The organism is Streptomyces sp. WG7, assembly GCF_049975785.1.
Lineage (GTDB): Bacteria > Actinomycetota > Actinomycetes > Streptomycetales > Streptomycetaceae > Streptomyces.
Window position 1 is genome coordinate 15,929 of the sequence record NZ_JBNGGE010000029.1, and the last position, 17,575, is coordinate 33,503.

17 protein-coding genes are annotated in these 17,575 nt (G+C 71.3%); 10 read left to right on the forward strand and 7 right to left on the reverse strand.

From position 1 onward, the window contains the following. Window positions 1-53: 53 nt before the first annotated feature. Window positions 54-449, forward strand: a complete 396-nt coding sequence (gene sodN, locus ACP4J0_RS25300) for a superoxide dismutase, Ni (RefSeq protein WP_077796552.1) — start codon at window positions 54-56, stop codon at window positions 447-449. 483 nt (window positions 450-932) lie between these two features. Here the strand turns inward: sodN and ACP4J0_RS25305 are convergent, their stop codons facing one another. The 3 genes from ACP4J0_RS25305 to ACP4J0_RS25315 form a co-directional block, all read right to left on the reverse strand. Further along, a complete protein-coding gene (locus tag ACP4J0_RS25305) occupies window positions 933-1,517 on the reverse strand; it encodes a dihydrofolate reductase family protein (RefSeq protein WP_426601090.1) in 585 nt (194 codons plus the stop codon). A gap of 467 nt (window positions 1,518-1,984) precedes the next feature. Then, a complete protein-coding gene (locus ACP4J0_RS25310) occupies window positions 1,985-3,145 on the reverse strand; it encodes a family 2 encapsulin nanocompartment cargo protein polyprenyl transferase (protein WP_426600988.1) in 1,161 nt (386 codons plus the stop codon). 87 nt (window positions 3,146-3,232) lie between these two features. Then, on the reverse strand, window positions 3,233-4,639 hold the full coding sequence (locus ACP4J0_RS25315) for a family 2B encapsulin nanocompartment shell protein (RefSeq protein ID WP_426600990.1): 1,407 nt from the start codon (window positions 4,637-4,639) through the stop codon (window positions 3,233-3,235). Window positions 4,640-4,991: 352 nt separating this feature from the next. Between ACP4J0_RS25315 and ACP4J0_RS25320 the strand changes: the two genes are divergently transcribed. Then, on the forward strand, window positions 4,992-5,570 hold the full coding sequence (locus ACP4J0_RS25320) for an N-acetylmuramoyl-L-alanine amidase (protein ID WP_426601092.1): 579 nt from the start codon (window positions 4,992-4,994) through the stop codon (window positions 5,568-5,570). Between the two features lie 37 nt (window positions 5,571-5,607). After that, window positions 5,608-6,519: a 1-aminocyclopropane-1-carboxylate deaminase/D-cysteine desulfhydrase gene (locus ACP4J0_RS25325; RefSeq protein ID WP_426600991.1), complete on the forward strand. Its 912-nt coding sequence runs from the start codon at window positions 5,608-5,610 to the stop codon at window positions 6,517-6,519. 349 nt (window positions 6,520-6,868) lie between these two features. Here the strand turns inward: ACP4J0_RS25325 and ACP4J0_RS25330 are convergent, their stop codons facing one another. Beyond that, entirely contained in the window at window positions 6,869-8,461 is a 1,593-nt protein-coding gene (locus ACP4J0_RS25330) for a Na+/H+ antiporter (RefSeq protein WP_426600993.1), read from the reverse strand. Between the two features lie 62 nt (window positions 8,462-8,523). Here ACP4J0_RS25330 and ACP4J0_RS25335 point away from each other — a divergent pair, with 62 nt between their 5' ends. From ACP4J0_RS25335 to ACP4J0_RS25345, 3 genes are all read left to right on the forward strand, one after another. After that, window positions 8,524-8,784, forward strand: coding sequence for a UBP-type zinc finger domain-containing protein (locus tag ACP4J0_RS25335; RefSeq protein ID WP_426600994.1), 261 nt, complete (start codon window positions 8,524-8,526; stop codon window positions 8,782-8,784). A gap of 249 nt (window positions 8,785-9,033) precedes the next feature. After that, the gene (locus ACP4J0_RS25340; RefSeq protein WP_003973726.1) at window positions 9,034-9,447 is read left to right on the forward strand and encodes an anti-sigma regulatory factor; all 414 of its coding nucleotides are present in this window, start codon (window positions 9,034-9,036) and stop codon (window positions 9,445-9,447) included. Next, window positions 9,444-10,529: an RNA polymerase sigma factor SigF gene (locus ACP4J0_RS25345; protein ID WP_426600995.1), complete on the forward strand. Its 1,086-nt coding sequence runs from the start codon at window positions 9,444-9,446 to the stop codon at window positions 10,527-10,529. The genes ACP4J0_RS25340 and ACP4J0_RS25345 overlap by 4 nt, the downstream gene beginning before the upstream one ends. Window positions 10,530-10,642: 113 nt before the next feature. On the opposite strand, the gene ACP4J0_RS25350 is transcribed toward ACP4J0_RS25345, so the two are convergent. Further along, window positions 10,643-11,089, reverse strand: a complete 447-nt coding sequence (locus ACP4J0_RS25350) for a hypothetical protein (RefSeq protein WP_426600996.1) — start codon at window positions 11,087-11,089, stop codon at window positions 10,643-10,645. Between the two features lie 145 nt (window positions 11,090-11,234). Here ACP4J0_RS25350 and ACP4J0_RS25355 point away from each other — a divergent pair, with 145 nt between their 5' ends. Both ACP4J0_RS25355 and ACP4J0_RS25360 read left to right on the forward strand, forming a co-directional pair. Continuing rightward, window positions 11,235-12,203, forward strand: coding sequence for a diacylglycerol/lipid kinase family protein (locus tag ACP4J0_RS25355; RefSeq protein ID WP_426600998.1), 969 nt, complete (start codon window positions 11,235-11,237; stop codon window positions 12,201-12,203). A 321-nt stretch (window positions 12,204-12,524) separates the two neighbouring features. Beyond that, window positions 12,525-12,782 carry a WhiB family transcriptional regulator gene (locus ACP4J0_RS25360; RefSeq protein ID WP_003973730.1) on the forward strand — a complete coding sequence of 86 codons (258 nt, stop codon included), beginning with the start codon at window positions 12,525-12,527 and terminating at the stop codon, window positions 12,780-12,782. Window positions 12,783-13,017: 235 nt separating this feature from the next. Here ACP4J0_RS25360 and ACP4J0_RS25365 read toward each other — a convergent pair whose 3' ends face one another. Together ACP4J0_RS25365 and ACP4J0_RS25370 are read right to left on the reverse strand one after the other, a co-directional pair. Next, the gene (locus ACP4J0_RS25365) at window positions 13,018-14,493 is read right to left on the reverse strand and encodes a sensor histidine kinase (protein WP_426600999.1); all 1,476 of its coding nucleotides are present in this window, start codon (window positions 14,491-14,493) and stop codon (window positions 13,018-13,020) included. Window positions 14,494-14,908: 415 nt separating this feature from the next. Next, the gene (locus ACP4J0_RS25370) at window positions 14,909-15,553 is read right to left on the reverse strand and encodes a TetR/AcrR family transcriptional regulator (RefSeq protein WP_426601001.1); all 645 of its coding nucleotides are present in this window, start codon (window positions 15,551-15,553) and stop codon (window positions 14,909-14,911) included. A 97-nt stretch (window positions 15,554-15,650) separates the two neighbouring features. On the opposite strand from ACP4J0_RS25370, the gene ACP4J0_RS25375 reads away from it, so the two are divergent. Then, window positions 15,651-16,415, forward strand: coding sequence for an SDR family oxidoreductase (locus ACP4J0_RS25375; RefSeq protein WP_426601003.1), 765 nt, complete (start codon window positions 15,651-15,653; stop codon window positions 16,413-16,415). Window positions 16,416-16,580: 165 nt separating this feature from the next. After that, on the forward strand, window positions 16,581-17,366 hold the full coding sequence (gene nagB / locus ACP4J0_RS25380) for a glucosamine-6-phosphate deaminase (protein WP_426601005.1): 786 nt from the start codon (window positions 16,581-16,583) through the stop codon (window positions 17,364-17,366). Window positions 17,367-17,575 lie beyond the last annotated feature (209 nt).

Sequence of the window (17,575 nt, forward strand, 5' to 3'; positions counted from 1 at the left end):
TCCCAGGGAGTAATGTCCCCCCTGAGAAGACGATCACGAGGAAGGAACGCTGCATGCTTTCCCGCCTGTTTGCCCCCAAGGTCACGGTCAGCGCCCACTGCGACCTGCCCTGCGGCGTGTACGACCCGGCCCAGGCCCGCATCGAGGCGGAGTCGGTGAAGGCCGTCCAGGAGAAGATGGCCGGCAACGACGACCCGCACTTCCAGGCCCGCGCCACGGTCATCAAGGAGCAGCGCGCCGAGCTCGCGAAGCACCACGTCTCCGTGCTGTGGAGCGACTACTTCAAGCCCCCGCACTTCGAGAAGTACCCGGAGCTGCACCAGCTGGTCAACGACACCCTGAAGGCCCTGTCGGCGGCCAAGGCCTCGACCGACCCGGCGACCGGCCAGAAGGCCCTGGACTACATCGCCCAGATCGACAAGATCTTCTGGGAGACCAAGAAGGCCTGATCCTGGACGACCCCGTTCGGCCCGGTTCCCTCGGGTCGCACGGTCTTGGTCTTCCGGCCCGCACCCGTTCCGCGGTACGCCGAGCACGGCGTCCATGACGGAACGGGTGCGGTCTGTCTTCCGGGGTCGCGCGCCTGGGCGTGGGCCCGCGGCGTGAGCTGCCGCCCCTCACACCCGCCCGAGGCGGGAGAGCGGTCCCCGGTGGGCCCGTCCCGTCCGGCGCGGGCCCGTCCAGACGCAGCAGGCGGCCACGGCGAGCGCGAGTGCCGCCGCGCCGGGCGCGGACGGCGCGGCGTTCGTCACGGCGAGCCGGCCGGCATCGCGACGAATCCCGTCGGCCGTGCTTCACCGGACTGTTCCTGCGCCACGATCGAGTCAGGTCGCGTTCCGCAGCCTCTCCTCGGTCCCCCTGCCGAGCGGAAGAGCCGCGGCCGGATCGCTGCCGTCGGCCCCGTCTCTCGCCCTGAAGCCGAACGCGCTCGCTCAGCCCTTCCTGCTGTACGTCCTGACCGTGACGCCGTTGCCGAAGGCCCGCACCCCCTCCTGGACGAACTCGGAGACCTGGAAGCCGGAGCCGAACATCGGCATGCCCGTGCCCAGCACCACCGGGTACGTCTTGATGACCAGTTCGTCGATCTCGTCGATCAGCTCGCCGGCGACGGCCGAGCCGCCGCACAGGTAGATGCCGAAGGCACTGTCCTCGGCCTTCAGCGCGCGGATCCTGCCGACCAGGTCGTCCTGGATGATCTCGACGTTCGGGTCGGGCGACTCCGCGAGTGTGCGCGAGGCGACGTACTCGCGCAGATGGGCGTAGGGGCTGGTGATGCCCTCCTTCAGGGCCAGGTCGTAGCTGGCCCGGCCCTGGACGATCGTGTCGAACCGCTTGTTCGGCAGGTCGTCGATCCCGAGGGGCCGGCGGCCGTGGGTCGGCAGCGTCTCGGGATACTCCGACGTCAGGAACGCGAGGAACTCCTCGTCGACGAACGGGACCATGAAGGACGCGTCGCCGTCCGGGCCGCCGATGAAGCCGTCGATCGAACAGGCGATGAAGTACGTGAGCTTGCGCAAAGTGGTCTCCTCCGTCTCAACCACTTCAGTTATAGTGCTTCACACGTAGTGGTTCAAGGGGTTTTGGTCTTCCGGCCGGGGAACCATCTCGTCGGGGAGAACCCGGATGCTCGCCGGACCGTCCTGGAAGGCCTCGTCCGGCGACCGGACGGCCGGCGCCCGGTCGCCCTCCCCGCCCTCCGGATCACCATGCCCATGTCCCGCCCGACTCGCCGGCTCACCATCGCCCGCGTACAGGGCGGTTGAGCCCGGTCGTCGAGCACTGGCGGAAGGCAGGAGGCGCGCCCGGCCGTACACCGCAAAGGGGCGGGCCCCGCACACCGTGGGGAAGTGCGGGACCCGCCGAACCGGAGCCCGCGGCGGTGCGGCCGTACGTCGGTCAGGTCCGTACGGTCCTGCACGGGCTCCGGGGTCTTGCGTCACCGGCCAGGCGCTTCCCGGGTGCCGGGCCTGCCGGAGGGGCGCGGTCAGGTGCTGCGCCGGGTCACGAACTCGGCCAGCGCGAGCAGTCCGCCCGCGGCCTCCGGGTCGGGCACCGCACGGGCCAGTTCCTGCATGGCCCTCGCCATCCGGTCGGCCGCCTGGGCCTGCGCCCAGTCCCGGCCGCCCGCCCGCTCCACGGCCAGTGCGGTGCGCTCCAGGTCCTCCCCGTCCTCGTCGTACGGCGCCGTGTACAGCTCGGCGAGTTCGGCGGCGGCCGGGGTGCCGGAGGTGAGGGCGGCGACCACCGGCAGTGACTTCTTGCGGGCGGCCAGGTCCGCGCCGGCCGGCTTGCCGGTACGGCGCGGATCGCCCCATATGCCGATGACGTCGTCGATGAGCTGGAAGGCGAGGCCCGCCTCGCGGCCGAAGGCGTCCAGGGCCTCGACGTCCTCCTCGGCGGCACCGGAGTACAGCGCGCCGAGAGCACAGGCACATCCCAGCAGGGCGCCCGTCTTGGCCTCGGCCATGGCGAGCGTCTCATCGAGGGTGACGTCGCCCGGGGCGCGCCGCTCCATCGCCGTGTCCGCGTGCTGGCCCTCGCACAGCTCCATGACGCAGTCGGCGAGCCGGGTGGCCGCCGCCGCGGACGCCGGGTGCGGGTCCGCGGCGAGCAGCCGCAGGGCCAGCGCCTGGAGGGCGTCCCCCGCGAGGATCGCGTCGGCGTCCCCGAACACGGTCCACGCGGTCGGCCGGTGGCGCCGGGTGGCGTCGCGGTCCATCACGTCGTCGTGCAGCAACGTGAAGTTGTGGACCAGTTCCACCGCCGCCGCGGCCCGCACCGCCCCCGCCCTGGCCTCCGCGCCGCCGAGCGCGGCGGCCGAGGTGAGCACGAGCGCGGGGCGGATCGCCTTGCCCGCGTTGTCCGCCGCGGGTGTACCGTCCGCGTGCTCCCAGCCGAAGTGGTACAGCGCGACCCGGCGCATCGAGGCGGGCAGTGACATGATGGCGGACCGCAGTTCGGGGTCGACCGCCGCCCGGGACTCCCGCAGCAGCCCCGCGGCCTCGTGCCCCTCGGACCCCGCCGCCCCCCGTCCGTCGGGTGTCGTCCCCGGCTCCTTCTCCCGCTGCGTGCCGGTGGGCTCGCGCCTTTCCAGCGTCCCGGTGGGGCGAAGCGTCTCGGTGACGCCGTGCCGAGCCTCTGTCATGGACTCACCTCCCCCATACGCCCGCCTCCGTACCCCCGGGGTGTACCCGCCAGGAAGGGCGGCAACACGGCGTTCGGGAGACTGGCGTCACTGCCAGCGGCCGATCTCGACGTTCTCCAGGACGCCCAGCGCGTCCGGCACGAGGACCGCGGCCGAGTAGTAGGCCGTGACCAGGTACTTGATGATGGCCTGCTCGTTGATGCCCATGAAGCGCACCGACAGACTCGGCTCGATCTCGTCCGGGAGGCCGGTGGCGCGCAGGCCGATGACGCCCTGGTCCTGCTCGCCGGTACGCATCGCGATGATCGAGGACGTGCGGGCCTCGGTGACCGGGATCTTGTTGCACGGGTAGATCGGCACACCACGCCAGGTCGGGATGCGGTTGCCGGCGATGTCGATCGTCTCGGGGACCAGCCCGCGCTTGTTGAGCTCACGGCCGATGGCGGCGATCGCACGCGGGTGGGCGAGGAGCAGCTTGGTGCCGCGCCGACGGCTGAGCAGCTCGTCCAGGTCGTCCGGGCCGGGTACGCCGTCGTGCGGCTGGATCCGCTGGTCGTACTCGCAGTTGTGCAGCAGGCCGAACTCGCGGTTGTTGACCAGCTCGTGCTCCTGACGCTCCTTCAGCGCCTCGACGGTCAGCCGGAGCTGCTGCTCGGTCTGGTTCATCGGCTGGTTGTAGAGGTCGGCCACGCGTGAGTGGATGCGCAGCACGGTCTGGGCGACGCTCAGCTCGTACTCACGGGGCCGGGCCTCGTAGTCGACGAAGGTGTGCGGGATGTCCGGCTCGCCGCTGTGGCCGGCGGAGAGGTCGATGGCCTTCTCGCCGAGCTTGTTGGTGCGCTGCTGGGGGATCGAGCGCCGCTCCTCGAGGTGCGTGCGCAGGGAGTCCGCGCGCTCCGCGATCTGCTCCACCTGCTGGCGGGGCAGCACCAGCACCGTGCAGGCGGTGACCGTGCGGGCGGTGTACTCCCAGATGGCGTCCCCGTCGAGCAGCGCCTGGTCGCCGAAGTAGGCGCCGTCGGCGAGGACGCCGAGCACCGCGTCGTCGCCGTAGGGGCCGGTGCCGACCTTCTCCACCTTGCCGTGCGCCAGCAGGTAGACCTCGTCGGCCCGGCCGCCGAACGAGGCGATCACCTCACCGGGGCCGAACTCCCGCTGCTCACAGCGCTGCGCGAGTTCCGAGAGCACCTCCTGGTCCTCGTACGACCGCAGGGCCGGCAGCTCGCCCAGCTCGGCGGGGATGACCTCGACGCGGTCGCCGGTCTTCACGAACGTCACCCGGCCGTCGCCGATGGCGAAGGTCATGCGCCGGTTCACCCGGTACGTGCCGCCCTGGACGTCCACCCACGGGAGCGTGCGCAGCAGCCAGCGGGAGCTGATCTCCTGCATCTGAGGAACGGACTTGGTGGTGGTGGCCAGGTTCCGCGCGGCCGCCGTGCCGAGACTCTGCTGCGGCCTGGTCTGCTCGGTGCGGACCTCTTCGCCTACCGACATAAGGAATTGCCCTCCCCGGTCGTGCCGGACGGCTGTGCCCGGCATCGTTGTGCGTGCATCACCCTTCCGCACGGAGCGCGCCGGTGCTATTACCCGAACGAGCGGGAATGGATCACCGTCGACCGGGGCAGATACGGGGTTTGTTCGACGTCTCGTGTCTCACCGTCTCGGCTTCTCGGCGTCTTGTCCCGTCTCCGTTCGAAACGATTGGCCGGGACAAGGTTGTCCGGATCGGATCGCACACGGATCGAACAAGTACTAGGGAGCACTCCGTTTCGGTACAAGCACGGTACGAGGCGGTCGCGACGGGCGGTCGTCGCTCAGCGCGAAGGAGTCGGCCGTGGCCTCACCCATGTCCGCGAGCAGTTTCCTCAAGGCACTGAAGGCAGAGGGCCTCACCGTCGTCCAGGTCGGCGACTGGCGGGACCACAACCGCAACCACAAGGGCCCCTGGGGGCCCGTGCACGGCGTGATGATCCACCACACGGTCACCAAGGGCAGCAAACGGACCGTGGAGATCTGCCGCAAGGGCTACGAGGGCCTGCCGGGGCCGCTGTGCCACGGGGTCATCACCAAGGACGGCAAGGTCCACCTGGTCGGGTACGGCCGGGCCAATCACGCCGGGCTCGGCGACGACGAGGTCCTGCGCGCGGTGATCGCGGAGAAGGGCCTGCCCCGGGACAACGAGGCGAACACCGACGGCAACCGCCACTTCTACGGCTTCGAGTGCGAGAACCTGGGTGACGGCGACGATCCCTGGCCGGCGGCGCAACTGGAGGCGATCGAGCGGGCCGCCGCCGCGGTCTGCCGCCACCACGGGTGGAACGAACGATCCGTCATCGGCCACCTCGAATGGCAGCCGGGGAAGGTCGACCCTCGGGGGTTCACGATGGCGTCGATGCGGGAGCGGATCCGCGACCGGCTGAAGTGATCCGTGCGCCGCGCGCGGCGGGCGTGACAATGGCGGAGTGAACGGCACCGACACCGCCTCCGGCCCCGCCTCCCTGCGCCCCCGCCTGCCCTCACCGTTGCAGGAGACCGCCGACGGGCGGTTCGAGCGTCACGGTGTCCGGTTGCTGCTGAAGCGGGATGATCTGATCCATCCCGAGCTGGTCGGCAACAAATGGCGCAAACTCGCGCCGATTCTCGCCACGGTGGACGGCCGTACCGTCGTCACGTTCGGCGGCGCCTACTCCAACCACCTGCGTGCCACAGCCGCCGCCGGCCGATTGCTCGGTCTTTCCACGGTGGGCGTGGTGCGCGGTCAGGAGCTGGCCGGCCGGCCGCTCAACCCCTCCCTGTCCCGGTGTGCGGCCGACGGCATGCGGCTGCACTTCGTCGACCGCTCGACGTACCGCCGCAAGACCGAACCGGAGGTTCTGGCCGCCCTCCTGCGCTCGGCGGACGCCGAGGACGCGGTCGTCGTCCCCGAGGGCGGCAGCAACGCGGAGGCCGTGCGCGGCTGCCGGGCCCTCGGCACGGAACTGGGCGAACACGCCGACGTGGTCGCGCTCGCCTGCGGCACCGGCGGCACGCTCGCCGGGCTGGCCGCCGGCCTCCCCCCGGGCCGCCGGGTGCTCGGGATACCAGTACTCAAGGGCGGCTTCCTGGCCGACGACATACGACGGCTCCAGGACCTCGCGTTCGGCGGGCCCCGCGGCTCCTGGGACCTCGACGACCGCTTCCACGGCGGCGGCTACGCCCGCACCACTCCCGAGCTCGACTCCTTCGCCGAGGACTTCGAGCGCCGCCACGACCTCCCCCTGGAGCGCGTCTACGTCGCCAAGATGCTCCACGCCCTGCTCGTCCTCACCCAGGAGGGCGCCTTCCCCCGTGGGACGACCCTGACGGCGGTCGTCACCGGCCGCCCCTTTCCCTGAGCGGACCCCGTCGGACGGACGTCACGGCGCCCGCCGCGCCCGGCCTCGCGAGCACCGGGATCCGGAGGTCTCCGCGGTCGCCCCGGCGCCTGCCCCGGCCTGCCCGGCGCATCCCGCGCCGTGCGGGTCCGGCGGTCCGGACCCCCGCCCACGCTGCCCGGCCCGCGACGTGTCCGGGCGGGGCAGGGCCGGCCTCTGGGCCGCCCACCCGGGCGCGGCCCGGAGAGCCGGGGATCCCCTCCCGTGTCCGGCGGCGCACCCGCGCGTGGTGTCCCGTCACGCCGGCCGCGTCGGACCGCCCGCCCCGTCAACCGCACAACGCACCGCCGGTCGGCCGGCGGGCGGGCCCCTACGCCGCCTCCCGGTACGCCGCCGCCTCCTCCAGGTCCAGCCGCCGCAGCAGGGTACGCAGCATCTCGTCGTCGATGTAGCGGCCGTCCCGCAGCCGGACGAAGACCTCCCGCTCGGCGCTGATCATCTCCCGGGACAGCCGTCGGTATGTGTCGTCGACGGTCTCGCCGGTGACGGGGTTGGCCTGCCCGAGCCGCTCCCAGACGGCGTTGCGGCGACGCTCCAGGACCGTTCGGAGGCGGTCGGCCAGCGGGGCCGGCAGGGCGTTGCGCTCGTCGGCGAGGAGCTCGTCCAGGCGCTGCTCGGCGGCGCGGGAGGCCTGTGCCTGGGCGTTGGCCTCCGCCAGGGTCTCCGCCTGTACGTCGTGCGCGGGGAACTTCAGCAGGCGGATCAGCGGCGGCAGGGTGACGCCCTGGACGACGAGCGTGCCGATGACCGTGGTGAAGGTGAGGAACAGGATGAGGTTGCGCTCGGGAAACGGCTCGCCGCCGTGCACGGTGAGCGGGATGGAGAAGGCAATCGCCAGCGAGACCACGCCCCGCATCCCGGCCCAGCCGATCACGAACGGCCCCCTCCAGGAGAGGTCCCCTTCACGCGCGCGGACATGTGCCGACAGCCGCGGCAGGAAGGTCGCCGGATACACCCACACGAATCTCGCCACGGCGACCACCACGAAGACGGCGACCGCGTACCAGGCGGCGTCGGCACCCTCGTACTCCCCGAGCCCGTCCAGGACGACGGGCAGTTGGAGTCCGATCAGGGCGAACACGGCGGACTCCAGGACGAACGCGACCATCTTCCACACCGCGTCCTCCTGGAGACGGGTGGCGAAATCGACCTCCCACGCGCGGTGTCCCAGATAGAGCGCGACCACCACCACCGCGAGCACCCCGGAGGCGTGCACCTGCTCGGCGACCGCGTAGGCGACGAACGGGATCAGCAGGGAGAGCGTGTTCTGCAGCAGCGCCTCCTTCAGGTGCGTGCGCAGCCAGTGGAGCGGCACCATCAGCACCAGCCCGACACCGACCCCGCCGACGGCCGCGATCAGGAACTCCGCGATCCCGCCGGCCCACGTGGCACCCTCACCGACCGCCGCGGCGAGCGCCACCCGGAAAGCGGTGATCGCGGTGGCGTCGTTCACCAGGGACTCCCCCTGGAGGATCGTGGTGATCCGGGAGGGCAGCCCCACGCGCCGCGCGACCGCCGTGGCCGCGACGGCGTCCGGCGGTGCCACCACCGCGCCGAGCACCAGGGCCGCGGTCAGCGGCAGGCCGGGCACGATCAGATACGCGGCGCAGCCGACCACGAAGGTGGCGAAGAGCACGTAGCCCACGGACAGCAGCGCCACGGGCCGGATCTGAGCCCTCAGGCCGAGGTAGGAGCTGTCGGTGGCCGCCGTGTGGAGCAGCGGGGGCAGCAGCAGCGGCAGGACGATGTGCGGGTCGAGGGTGTAGTCGGGCACTCCGGGGACGTAGCTCACCGCCAGGCCCGCCGCGACCAGCAGCAGCGGCGGCGGCACCGGCACGCGCCGCCCCGCCGCGGCGACCGCGGCGCTGCCCGCCACCAGCAACAGCAGCGGCATCACGTCCATCGTCCTCGCCCGCCCTCTTTTTTCCGCGCGGCTCTCCGCACACCCGACGTAACCTGGCAATCATGAAACAGTGCACGCACGCCGACGCGCTGCCGCACCCGGAACCGCAGCCGCGGAGCGAGACCTGCCCGGAGTGTGTGGCCGAGGGCACGGAACCGGTGCAGCTGAGGCTGTGCCTCGTCTGCGGTCACGTCGGCTGCTGCGACTCCTCGCCGAGGCAGCACGCGACGGCGCATCACAAGGACACCGGCCACCCGGTGATGCGCACCTTCGAGCCCGGCGAGAACTGGCGCTGGTGCTTCGTCGACCACGTCCTCGTGTGACCTCTCCGCAGGACGGTTCGACCGTCTGACGCCTGGGTACGTCAACCCGGCGCGCGCTCTTCCGATTTGAGCCCGCCGGACCCCTAGCCACTGTGCGTATTCATGTGTTTACTATGAGTGACAGCAAGGGGTTGGGGTCTCGGGGACAGGAAAGTTCGGAGCGCGATAACGTCACCGCTGAACCACGTATCGCGTTACCCCGAGGGGCGACCTCGGCCCTGTAACGCTTGTACCACCTTGGAGGTGAGGGTGTCCCAGATCGCAGGCGAGCCCGCGACCCAGGACTTCGTCGAAGTCCGGCTGCCGGCCGCGGGTGCCTACCTGTCGGTGCTGCGTACGGCGACGGCCGGCCTCGCAGCCCGTTTGGACTTCACCCTCGACGAGATCGAGGACCTGCGCATCGCAGTCGACGAGGCCTGCGCGATCCTGCTTCAGCAGGCCGTGCCCGGCTCGGTGCTCAGTTGCGTCTTCCGCCTCGTCGACGACTCACTCGAGGTCACCGTCTCGGCGCCGACCACGGACGGCCACGCCCCCTCGCGGGACACCTTCGCCTGGACCGTGCTGTCCGCTCTCGCCGGCAAGGTCTCCTCCGCCGTGGACGAGGACAAAACCGTTTCGATCAGCCTCTACAAACAGCGCGGCGCGGGACCCGGGCCGACGTGAGGAACGGGGACGGGCCGGTGCGGGACGAAGAGCGCGGCACAGGGGAGCTGCCGGCCGAGGGCACACGTTCTGAGAACGAGGCCCGACGCATGGCGGACGGCATCGACGGCATTCCCGAGCAGGCCCGGCCACATCCGGAGGACGAGACCTCGCCCGGGGCCGTCGCCCCGGGCGACGGGCCGCGGACCGGGGACACCCCCGTCCGGCCCGTCCGAGCGGAGGCGCGGGCTCGGGAAAGGGCAACGGGCGGGACGATGAGCGAGCACGAGCGACACTCCGAGGACGGCGCGCCGGGCGCGCGAGGCGCGCAGGGCACGCGGCACGACCCGACGGACCGCAGCGGGGCGCGCCTCCTGTTCACCGAACTGCGCACCCTGACGAAGGACAGCCCCGAGTACGCGGAACTGCGCAACCGGCTGGTCCGCATGCACCTGCCGCTCGTCGAGCACCTCGCGCGCCGCTTCCGCAACCGCGGTGAGCCCCTGGACGACCTCACCCAGGTCGCCACCATCGGACTGATCAAGTCGGTCGACCGCTTCGACCCCGACCGCGGTGTGGAGTTCTCCACGTACGCGACGCCGACGGTCGTCGGCGAGATCAAGCGGCACTTCCGGGACAAGGGCTGGGCGGTGCGCGTCCCGCGCCGGCTGCAGGAGCTGCGGCTGTCCCTGACCACGGCCACGGCGGAGCTTTCGCAGCTGCACGGCCGCTCCCCCACCGTCCACGAGCTCGCCGAGAAGCTGGCGATCTCGGAGGAGGAGGTCCTGGAAGGCCTGGAATCGGCCAACGCCTACTCCACGCTGTCCCTGGACGTCCCGGACACCGACGACGAGTCCCCGGCGGTCGCGGACACGCTGGGCGCCGAGGACGAGGCCCTGGAGGGTGTCGAGTACCGGGAGTCGCTCAAGCCGCTGCTGGAGGACCTGCCTCCGCGGGAGAAACGGATCCTGCTGCTGCGCTTCTTCGGCAACATGACCCAGTCGCAGATCGCGCAGGAGGTCGGCATCTCGCAGATGCACGTGTCGCGGCTGCTGGCGCGCACGCTGGCACAGCTGCGGGAGAAGCTGCTGGTCGAGGAGTAGTCGCAGGCGCCCGAAGACCCCCGGGCTGTCGTCACACCCGGTCACCGCCGGGCTGTCGTCGAGCCCTCGTCACCGCCGGGCAGTCGCCGCGCCCGTTCGTCACCGGACAGCGATTACTTCTCGGCGCTCCTGGGTCCCCGGATGCCGAGGGCCTGGGTGGTCGCGGGGTTCACGAGCAGCACCAGCGCCGTGACGGCCACGACGCCGAGCACGATGCCCGCCGGGATGGCCACGCTGTCGGCCTGCAGCAGGTTGTAGGCCACCGGCAGTGCCATGATCTGTGTGACGACGGCGGGCCCACGGCTCCAGCCCCGCCGGCCGATCAGCCCACGGGCGGCGAGCAGCGGCAGCAGGGCGAGGACGATCAGGGTGACGCCGCCGGTGATGGCCGAGGTCCGGTCGTCGGGGTGGCCGGTAAGACCTCCCACCAGCATCCAGGCGCCCCCTACGACGAGTGCCAGCCCCTCCAGTGCGGCGAGCGAGGCCGCGGCGGTCAGCCGGCCGGGACGGGGGCCCGCCTCTTCGGCGGCTTCGGGGGTGGGTTTCTGCTCACTGCTCACCCCTGAAGGGTAGCCCTCGGCACGCCGGCGCCCGTGGGCGCGTCCGGCGCAACGCGCACAATCCGGCGTATCACGCGCACCCCGCGCCCGCGGCGTTCTCACCTCGGACTGGGCCGGGTACCCCCCAGTAGGTACCCTGCAGACCATGCGTGCACTTCTCGTGGTCAATCCGGCGGCAACCACCACGAGTGCGCGTACGCGCGACGTGCTGATCCACGCCCTCGCGAGCGAGATGAAGCTCGAGGCGGTCACCACCGAGTACCGCGGCCACGCGCGCGACCTCGGCCGGCAGGCGGCACAGAGCGAGGACATCGACCTGGTGGTGGCGCTCGGCGGCGACGGCACGGTGAACGAGGTCGTCAACGGTCTGCTGCACGCCGGCCCCGACCCGGAGCACCTGCCCGGTCTCGCGGTGGTCCCCGGCGGTTCCACCAACGTCTTCGCCCGCGCGCTGGGTCTGCCCAACCACGCGGTGGAGGCGACCGGCGCCCTGCTGGACGCACTGCGCCAGGGCAGCGAGCGGACCGTCGGACTGGGCCTGGCCTCGGGCGCGCCCGGCTCGGACGACGCGGCGGCCCCGGCCCGCTGGTTCACCTTCAACGCCGGGCTGGGCTTCGACGCCGGCGTGGTAGGCCGGGTCGAGCAGCACCGCGAGCGCGGCAAGAAGTCGACACACGCCCTCTACGTCCGCCAGGTGATGCGCGCGCTCATCGGCGAGCCGCACCGCCGCAGCGGAACGATCACCCTGGAGCGGGCCGGCGAGGACCCGGTCACCGATCTGGTGCTGTCCATAGTTTCGAACACGTGCCCCTGGACGTTCCTCGGCAATCGCCCGATCTACGCCTCGCCCAAGGCCTCGTTCGACACCGGGCTCGACGTCTTCGGCCTCAGCCGCCTGTCGACGGCGGCGGTTGCCCGGTATGGCACCCAGTTGCTCACTTCGTCCCCCGAGCGCGGCCCCCGGGGCCGGCACGCCGTCTCCCTGCACGACATGACCGAGTTCACCTTGCATTCGAAGGTGCCACTCCCCCTCCAGATGGACGGTGACCACCTGGGGCTGCGCACAAGCGTGACGTTCACAGGCGTTCGCCGTGCACTGCGTGTGATTGTGTGAGCAGAAGGGGCGAAAGTCCTTTCACTCGAACGTTTAGACCAGGATCCACCCCATGGAAGTACGGCTGTGACCTAGTCGACACCGCAGAATCTAAAAAAACTTTCCGGAAGGGGTTGTATCCGCCGCCGAGGTTTGCGAGTCTCTTCTTGGCGATCGGGACGGCCCGCAACATCGGCCTCCACAGATCACCGGAACCCCTCTTCAAACCACAGGACCACGCCCGGGCAACCTGGCGATGGGCCCTTCCCTTGTTGAGGGATTCGTGAAAGCGTTCACATTCACAAGCATCCCTGCATGTAATACCAAGGAGAGGTAGCAGCCATGGACTGGCGTCACCGCGCCGTTTGCCGCGAGGAAGACCCCGAGCTCTTCTTCCCCATCGGCAACACCGGTCCCGCGCTGCTGCAGATCGAGGAAGCCAAGGCCGTCTGCCGTCGCTGCCCCGTCATGGAGCAGTGCCTGCAGTGGGCGCTCGAGTCCGGCCAGGACTCCGGCGTCTGGGGTGGTCTCAGCGAGGACGAGCGCCGCGCAATGAAGCGCCGTGCCGCCCGCAACCGGGCTCGTCAGGCCTCCGCCTGACCCCACCCCTGCTGACAGCCTGAGCTTGGTGGCGCGTGTGCCTGACGGCATTACTCCGTAGACAGCGAGTACGCAACCCCCCGCTCCCGAGCCGCAGCGCGCAGTACCCCGATGCGATCGCACGAGCACTGGCCTCGGACCTTCACCGGTCCGGGGCTTTTTGCTGTCCGGCCCGTCGGCTGCTTCTCCGCGGGCTGCTTCTCCGCGGGCCGGCCGCTCCCCCCGCCGGCGCCGGCTACTTCTCCGTGGTCACCGGGATGTCCAGGATCACCCGGGTGCCGCGCTCCGGCGCCGGGACCATGTCGAAGGCTCCGCCCAGCTCGCCCTCCACCAAGGTGCGGACGATCTGCAGGCCGAGGTTGCCGGAGCGGTGCGGGTCGAAGTCCGCGGGCAGCCCGACGCCGTCGTCCTGGACGGTGACCAGGAGCCGGGCCTCCTTCGTCGTACCGCCACGGACCGCGGAGACCTCGACCGTGCCGGTGTCGCCCTCGCGGAAGCCGTGCTCCAGAGCGTTCTGCAGAACTTCGGTCAGCACCATCGACAGAGGGGTCGCGACCTCGGCGTCCAGGATGCCGAAGCGGCCGGTGCGCCGGCCGGTGACCTTGCCCGGCGAGATCTCCGCCACCATCGCCAGCACGCGGTCGGCGATCTCGTCGAACTCCACGCGCTCGTCCAGGGTCTGGGACAGGGTCTCGTGCACGATGGCGATCGACCCGACCCGACGGACGGCCTCCTCGAGCGCCTCGCGTCCCCGGTCGGACTCGATGCGCCGGGCCTGGAGACGCAGCAGGGCCGCCACCGTCTGGAGGTTGTTCTTCACCCGGTGGTGGATCTCCCGGATGGTGGCGTCCTTGGTGATCAACTCGCGTTCACGGCGACGCAGTTCCGTGACGTCGCGCAGGAGGACCAGCGAACCGATGCGCGTCCCCTTCGGCTTGAGGGGGATGGCGCGGAACTGGATCACCCCGTCGTGCGCCTCGATCTCGAACTCGCGCGGCGCCCAGCCGCTGGCCACCTTGGCGAGCGCCTCGTCCACCGGGCCGCGGGACGGCGCGAGTTCGGCGGTGGTCCGGCCGAGGTGATGGCCGACCAGGTCGGCGGCGAGGCCCATGCGGTGGTAGGCCGACAGCGCGTTCGGGGAGGCGTACTGGACGATGCCGTCCGCGTCGAGCCGGATCAGGCCGTCGCCGACGCGGGGCGAGGCGTCCATGTCGAGCTGCTGGTTCTCGAACGGGAAGGAGCCGGCCGCGATCATCTGCGCGAGGTCCGAGGCGCTCTGCAGATACGTGAGCTCCAGGCGGCTCGGGGTGCGCACGGTGAGCAGGTTGGTGTTGCGGGCGATGACACCCAGAACGCGCCCCTGCCGTCGTACGGGGATGGACTCGACGCGGACCGGGACCTCCTCGCGCCACTCCGGGTCGCCCTCGCGCACGATCCGGCCCTCGTCCAGAGCGGCGTCCAGCATGGGACGGCGGCCGCGCGGAACGAGGTGGCCGACCATGTCGTCCTGGTACGAGGTGGGTCCGGTGTTGGGCCGCATCTGGGCGACCGAGACGTAACGCGTGCCGTCGCGGGTGGGGACCCACAGGACCAGGTCGGCGAAGGAGAGGTCGGAGAGGAGCTGCCACTCCGAGACCAGCAGGTGGAGCCACTCGAGGTCGGAGACGTCGAGTGCGGTGTGCTGGCGTACGAGTTCGTTCATGGAGGGCACGTGGCTGAGCGTACCTGGCGGTACGGACAGCGCCGGAAACCAGCCGGATCCCACCGTCGTCGGCGCCGGATCCGCCCCGGAACACCCGCGGGCCGCGGCGCCTGAGAGGGACCCTCAGCCCTCCCGGCACCGCAGCCCGGAGCAACAACGGCCGTGGGGTGTGCGGTCCCGGTCGGCCGAAGGATGAGGAGCCGGGGCAGTCAGGGCAGAGAGCTCCGGTTCCTCGGTCCGCCCTCCTGTGCGGGGAAGGCGGAAGCCCGACGATCACGTCGTACGAATGTCACGGCAAGTGTCTCAGTGGCCATTCTGGACTAGACCACTCATCGTGTCCATGTGGCGGACGAGGGTTTGTCATACCCGTCTCCGTCGGCTGCCCGGACGCCCGAGCAGTCGGCCAAAGCCTAACCCTGTTGGCTCACACACGGGGCCAGACGGCCATGGCAATTTCCGCGAGCGCCGCCAGCTCCGCCCGGCTCGCGCCGTCGCGCGCCTGCTGGGACATGCCCTGGATCATGGCGCCGGTGTGCCGGGCGAGGGCGGCCGCGTCAGTGCCGGGCGGCAGCACCCCCGCGGCGACGTCGGCGCCGATCCTGTCCTCGATCCCGGCGATGTTGGCGTTGCGCCGCGCCCGCAGGGATTCCTCGACCTCGGAGGTCGAACAGTTGACGGCGGCGTGGATGACGAGGCACCCGTGCGGCCGGCCGGGGGCCGTGTACTCGACGGCGGCCTCGCGCAGCATCCGCTCCACCCCCGCGCGGGCGGTCGGCTCCTCGGCCAGGGCGCGGGCACCGAAGGAGCCGTACCGCACGCCGTACTCCTGGACGACCTCCTCGAAGAGCGAACGCTTGTCCCCGAAGGCGGCGTACAGACTCGGGGCGCCGATATCCATGGCCCGGGTGAGGTCGGAGACCGACGTGGCCTCGTATCCGTGCTCCCAGAAGGCCATGAGCGCCTTCTCCAGGGCCGTCGCGCGGTCGAAGGAGCGGGGGCGGCCACGGGTCCTCGCCGCGGCACCGCCGGCCGGGGCCCCCGCCTGTCCGGTCTTCTCACTGCTCACCATGGAGTGCATTTTATAGCGGGCACTAGAGAAATGCCGCCGGACTGTTGTACGGTCCTTTCTGTAGCGGCCACTAGTCAAATGCGGAGGGGGCGCCGGCATGGGCGTGCAGCAGGGGGTTCTCACGGGCAGGACGGCTCTCGTCACGGGGGCGAGCAGGGGCATCGGGCGAGGGATCGCGGAGCGGCTGGGGCGGGACGGCGCACGCGTCGCGGTGCACTACGGCAGGAATGAGGCGGCGGCGAAGGAGACGGTCGCAGCGATCGAGGCGGCAGGCGGCTCGGCGTTCGCGATCGCGGCCGACCTGAGCGCTCCGGGGGCCGCCGAGGCGCTGTGGGAGGAGTTCGACCGGCACGCCGACGGGGTGGACGTCCTGGTGAACAACGCCGGCATCGGCACCACCCGGCCCATCGGAGAGATAAGGGAGGAGGAGTACGACGCGGTCTTCGCGGTCAATGTGAAGGCCCCGTTCTTCATCCTCAAGCACGGCATGGGCCGGCTGCGTGACGGCGGCCGGGTCATCAACATCTCGTCGGGGCTGGCCCGCACCGCGGCGATGCCGGACAACATGGCGTACTCGATGACGAAGGGCGCCCTGGACGTGTTCTCGCGTGACCTCTCCAAGGTCCTGGGCACCCGCGGCATCACGGTGAACTCGGTGGCGCCCGGCATCATCGACACGGACAACACAGCAGAGCTGCTGCACGGGACCGCCGACGGCTGGGAGCGGGCGGCGGCGCTCTCCGCGCTGGGCGGAGTGGGGGCGCCGGCCGAGGTGGCCGACGTGGTCGCGTTCCTCGCCTCGCACGGGGGCCGGTGGGTCACGGGAAGCTGGGTGGACGCGACGGGAGGGTCGCTGACGTGACACCGGGATGACACCCGCCGGGCACGGCCACCCGCCCGACCGGTTCAACGCGCCCACGGGGCCCGGCTCTGTTAGATTGGTCTAAACCACATAGCGTCAACCAGTTCAACCACACGGCCAGTCCCGGGCCCCGGGTGAGTCCTCTCTTCGAAACGGCAGGCAAGCGTGGAAGTTGTCATCGTTCCGGATGCCAAGGCGGGCGGCGAGCTCATAGCCGAGGCCATGGCGCAGCTGCTCAGGCGCAAGCCCGACGCCCTGCTCGGGGTGGCCACCGGCTCGACTCCGCTGCCCGTGTACGAGGCGTTGGCGGCCAAGGTGCGCTCGGGTGCCGTGGAGACGGCGCGGGCGCGGATCGCCCAGCTCGACGAGTACGTGGGGCTCCCCGCGGAGCACCCCGAGTCGTACCGTTCGGTACTGCGGCGCGAGGTGCTCGAGCCGCTGGGGATCGGCATGGACGCGTTCATGGGCCCCGACGGCACCGCCGAGGACGTGCAGGGGGCGTGCGAGGCATACGACAGGGCGCTGGGCGAGGCCGGCGGGGTCGACCTCCAGTTGCTGGGGATCGGGACCGACGGGCACATCGGGTTCAACGAGCCGTGCTCCTCGCTCGCCTCGCGGACCCGGATCAAGACGCTCACCGAGCAGACCCGCGTCGACAACGCGCGCTTCTTCGACGGCGACATCGAGCAGGTGCCGCACCACGTGATGACGCAGGGCATCGGGACCATCCTGGAGGCCCGGCACGTGGTGCTGCTCGCCACCGGCGAGGGCAAGGCGGACGCGGTCGCCGCGAGCGTCGAAGGTCCGGTCGCGGCCGTGTGCCCGGCCTCCGCGCTGCAACTCCACCCGCACGCCACGGTCGTCGTCGACACGGCCGCGGCCTCCAAGCTGAAGCTCGCCGACTACTTCCGGCACACCTACGCCCACAAGCCCGACTGGCAGGGCATCTGAGCCTGCGCCGGCCGAAAAGGCCGCGCGGCCCGCGTGCAGGAAGGGCGCCGATCCCCCGCCATCGCGGGGGCGGCGCCCTTCGTCGTACCGACGGGTGAGCCCGCGCGCACGAAGAAGTCCCGCTCCACGCCTCTTGGGCACCCCCGGGCCCGGCTCCGCACCTCATGGGGTGCGGCCTTCCGCGTCCCAGGCCTTCCGCGTCCCACCGC

Coding starts and splice junctions, on each gene's coding strand:
- sodN (WP_077796552.1), top strand. CDS start 54: ATGCTTTCCCGCCTGTTTGCCCCCAAGGTCACGGTCAGCGCCCACTGC.
- ACP4J0_RS25310 (WP_426600988.1), bottom strand. CDS start 3,145: ATGACAGAGGCTCGGCACGGCGTCACCGAGACGCTTCGCCCCACCGGG.
- ACP4J0_RS25315 (WP_426600990.1), bottom strand. CDS start 4,639: ATGTCGGTAGGCGAAGAGGTCCGCACCGAGCAGACCAGGCCGCAGCAG.
- ACP4J0_RS25320 (WP_426601092.1), top strand. CDS start 4,992: ATGTCCGCGAGCAGTTTCCTCAAGGCACTGAAGGCAGAGGGCCTCACC.
- ACP4J0_RS25330 (WP_426600993.1), bottom strand. CDS start 8,461: ATGGACGTGATGCCGCTGCTGTTGCTGGTGGCGGGCAGCGCCGCGGTC.
- ACP4J0_RS25335 (WP_426600994.1), top strand. CDS start 8,524: ATGAAACAGTGCACGCACGCCGACGCGCTGCCGCACCCGGAACCGCAG.
- ACP4J0_RS25355 (WP_426600998.1), top strand. CDS start 11,235: ATGCGTGCACTTCTCGTGGTCAATCCGGCGGCAACCACCACGAGTGCG.
- ACP4J0_RS25360 (WP_003973730.1), top strand. CDS start 12,525: ATGGACTGGCGTCACCGCGCCGTTTGCCGCGAGGAAGACCCCGAGCTC.
- ACP4J0_RS25370 (WP_426601001.1), bottom strand. CDS start 15,553: ATGGTGAGCAGTGAGAAGACCGGACAGGCGGGGGCCCCGGCCGGCGGT.
- ACP4J0_RS25375 (WP_426601003.1), top strand. CDS start 15,651: ATGGGCGTGCAGCAGGGGGTTCTCACGGGCAGGACGGCTCTCGTCACG.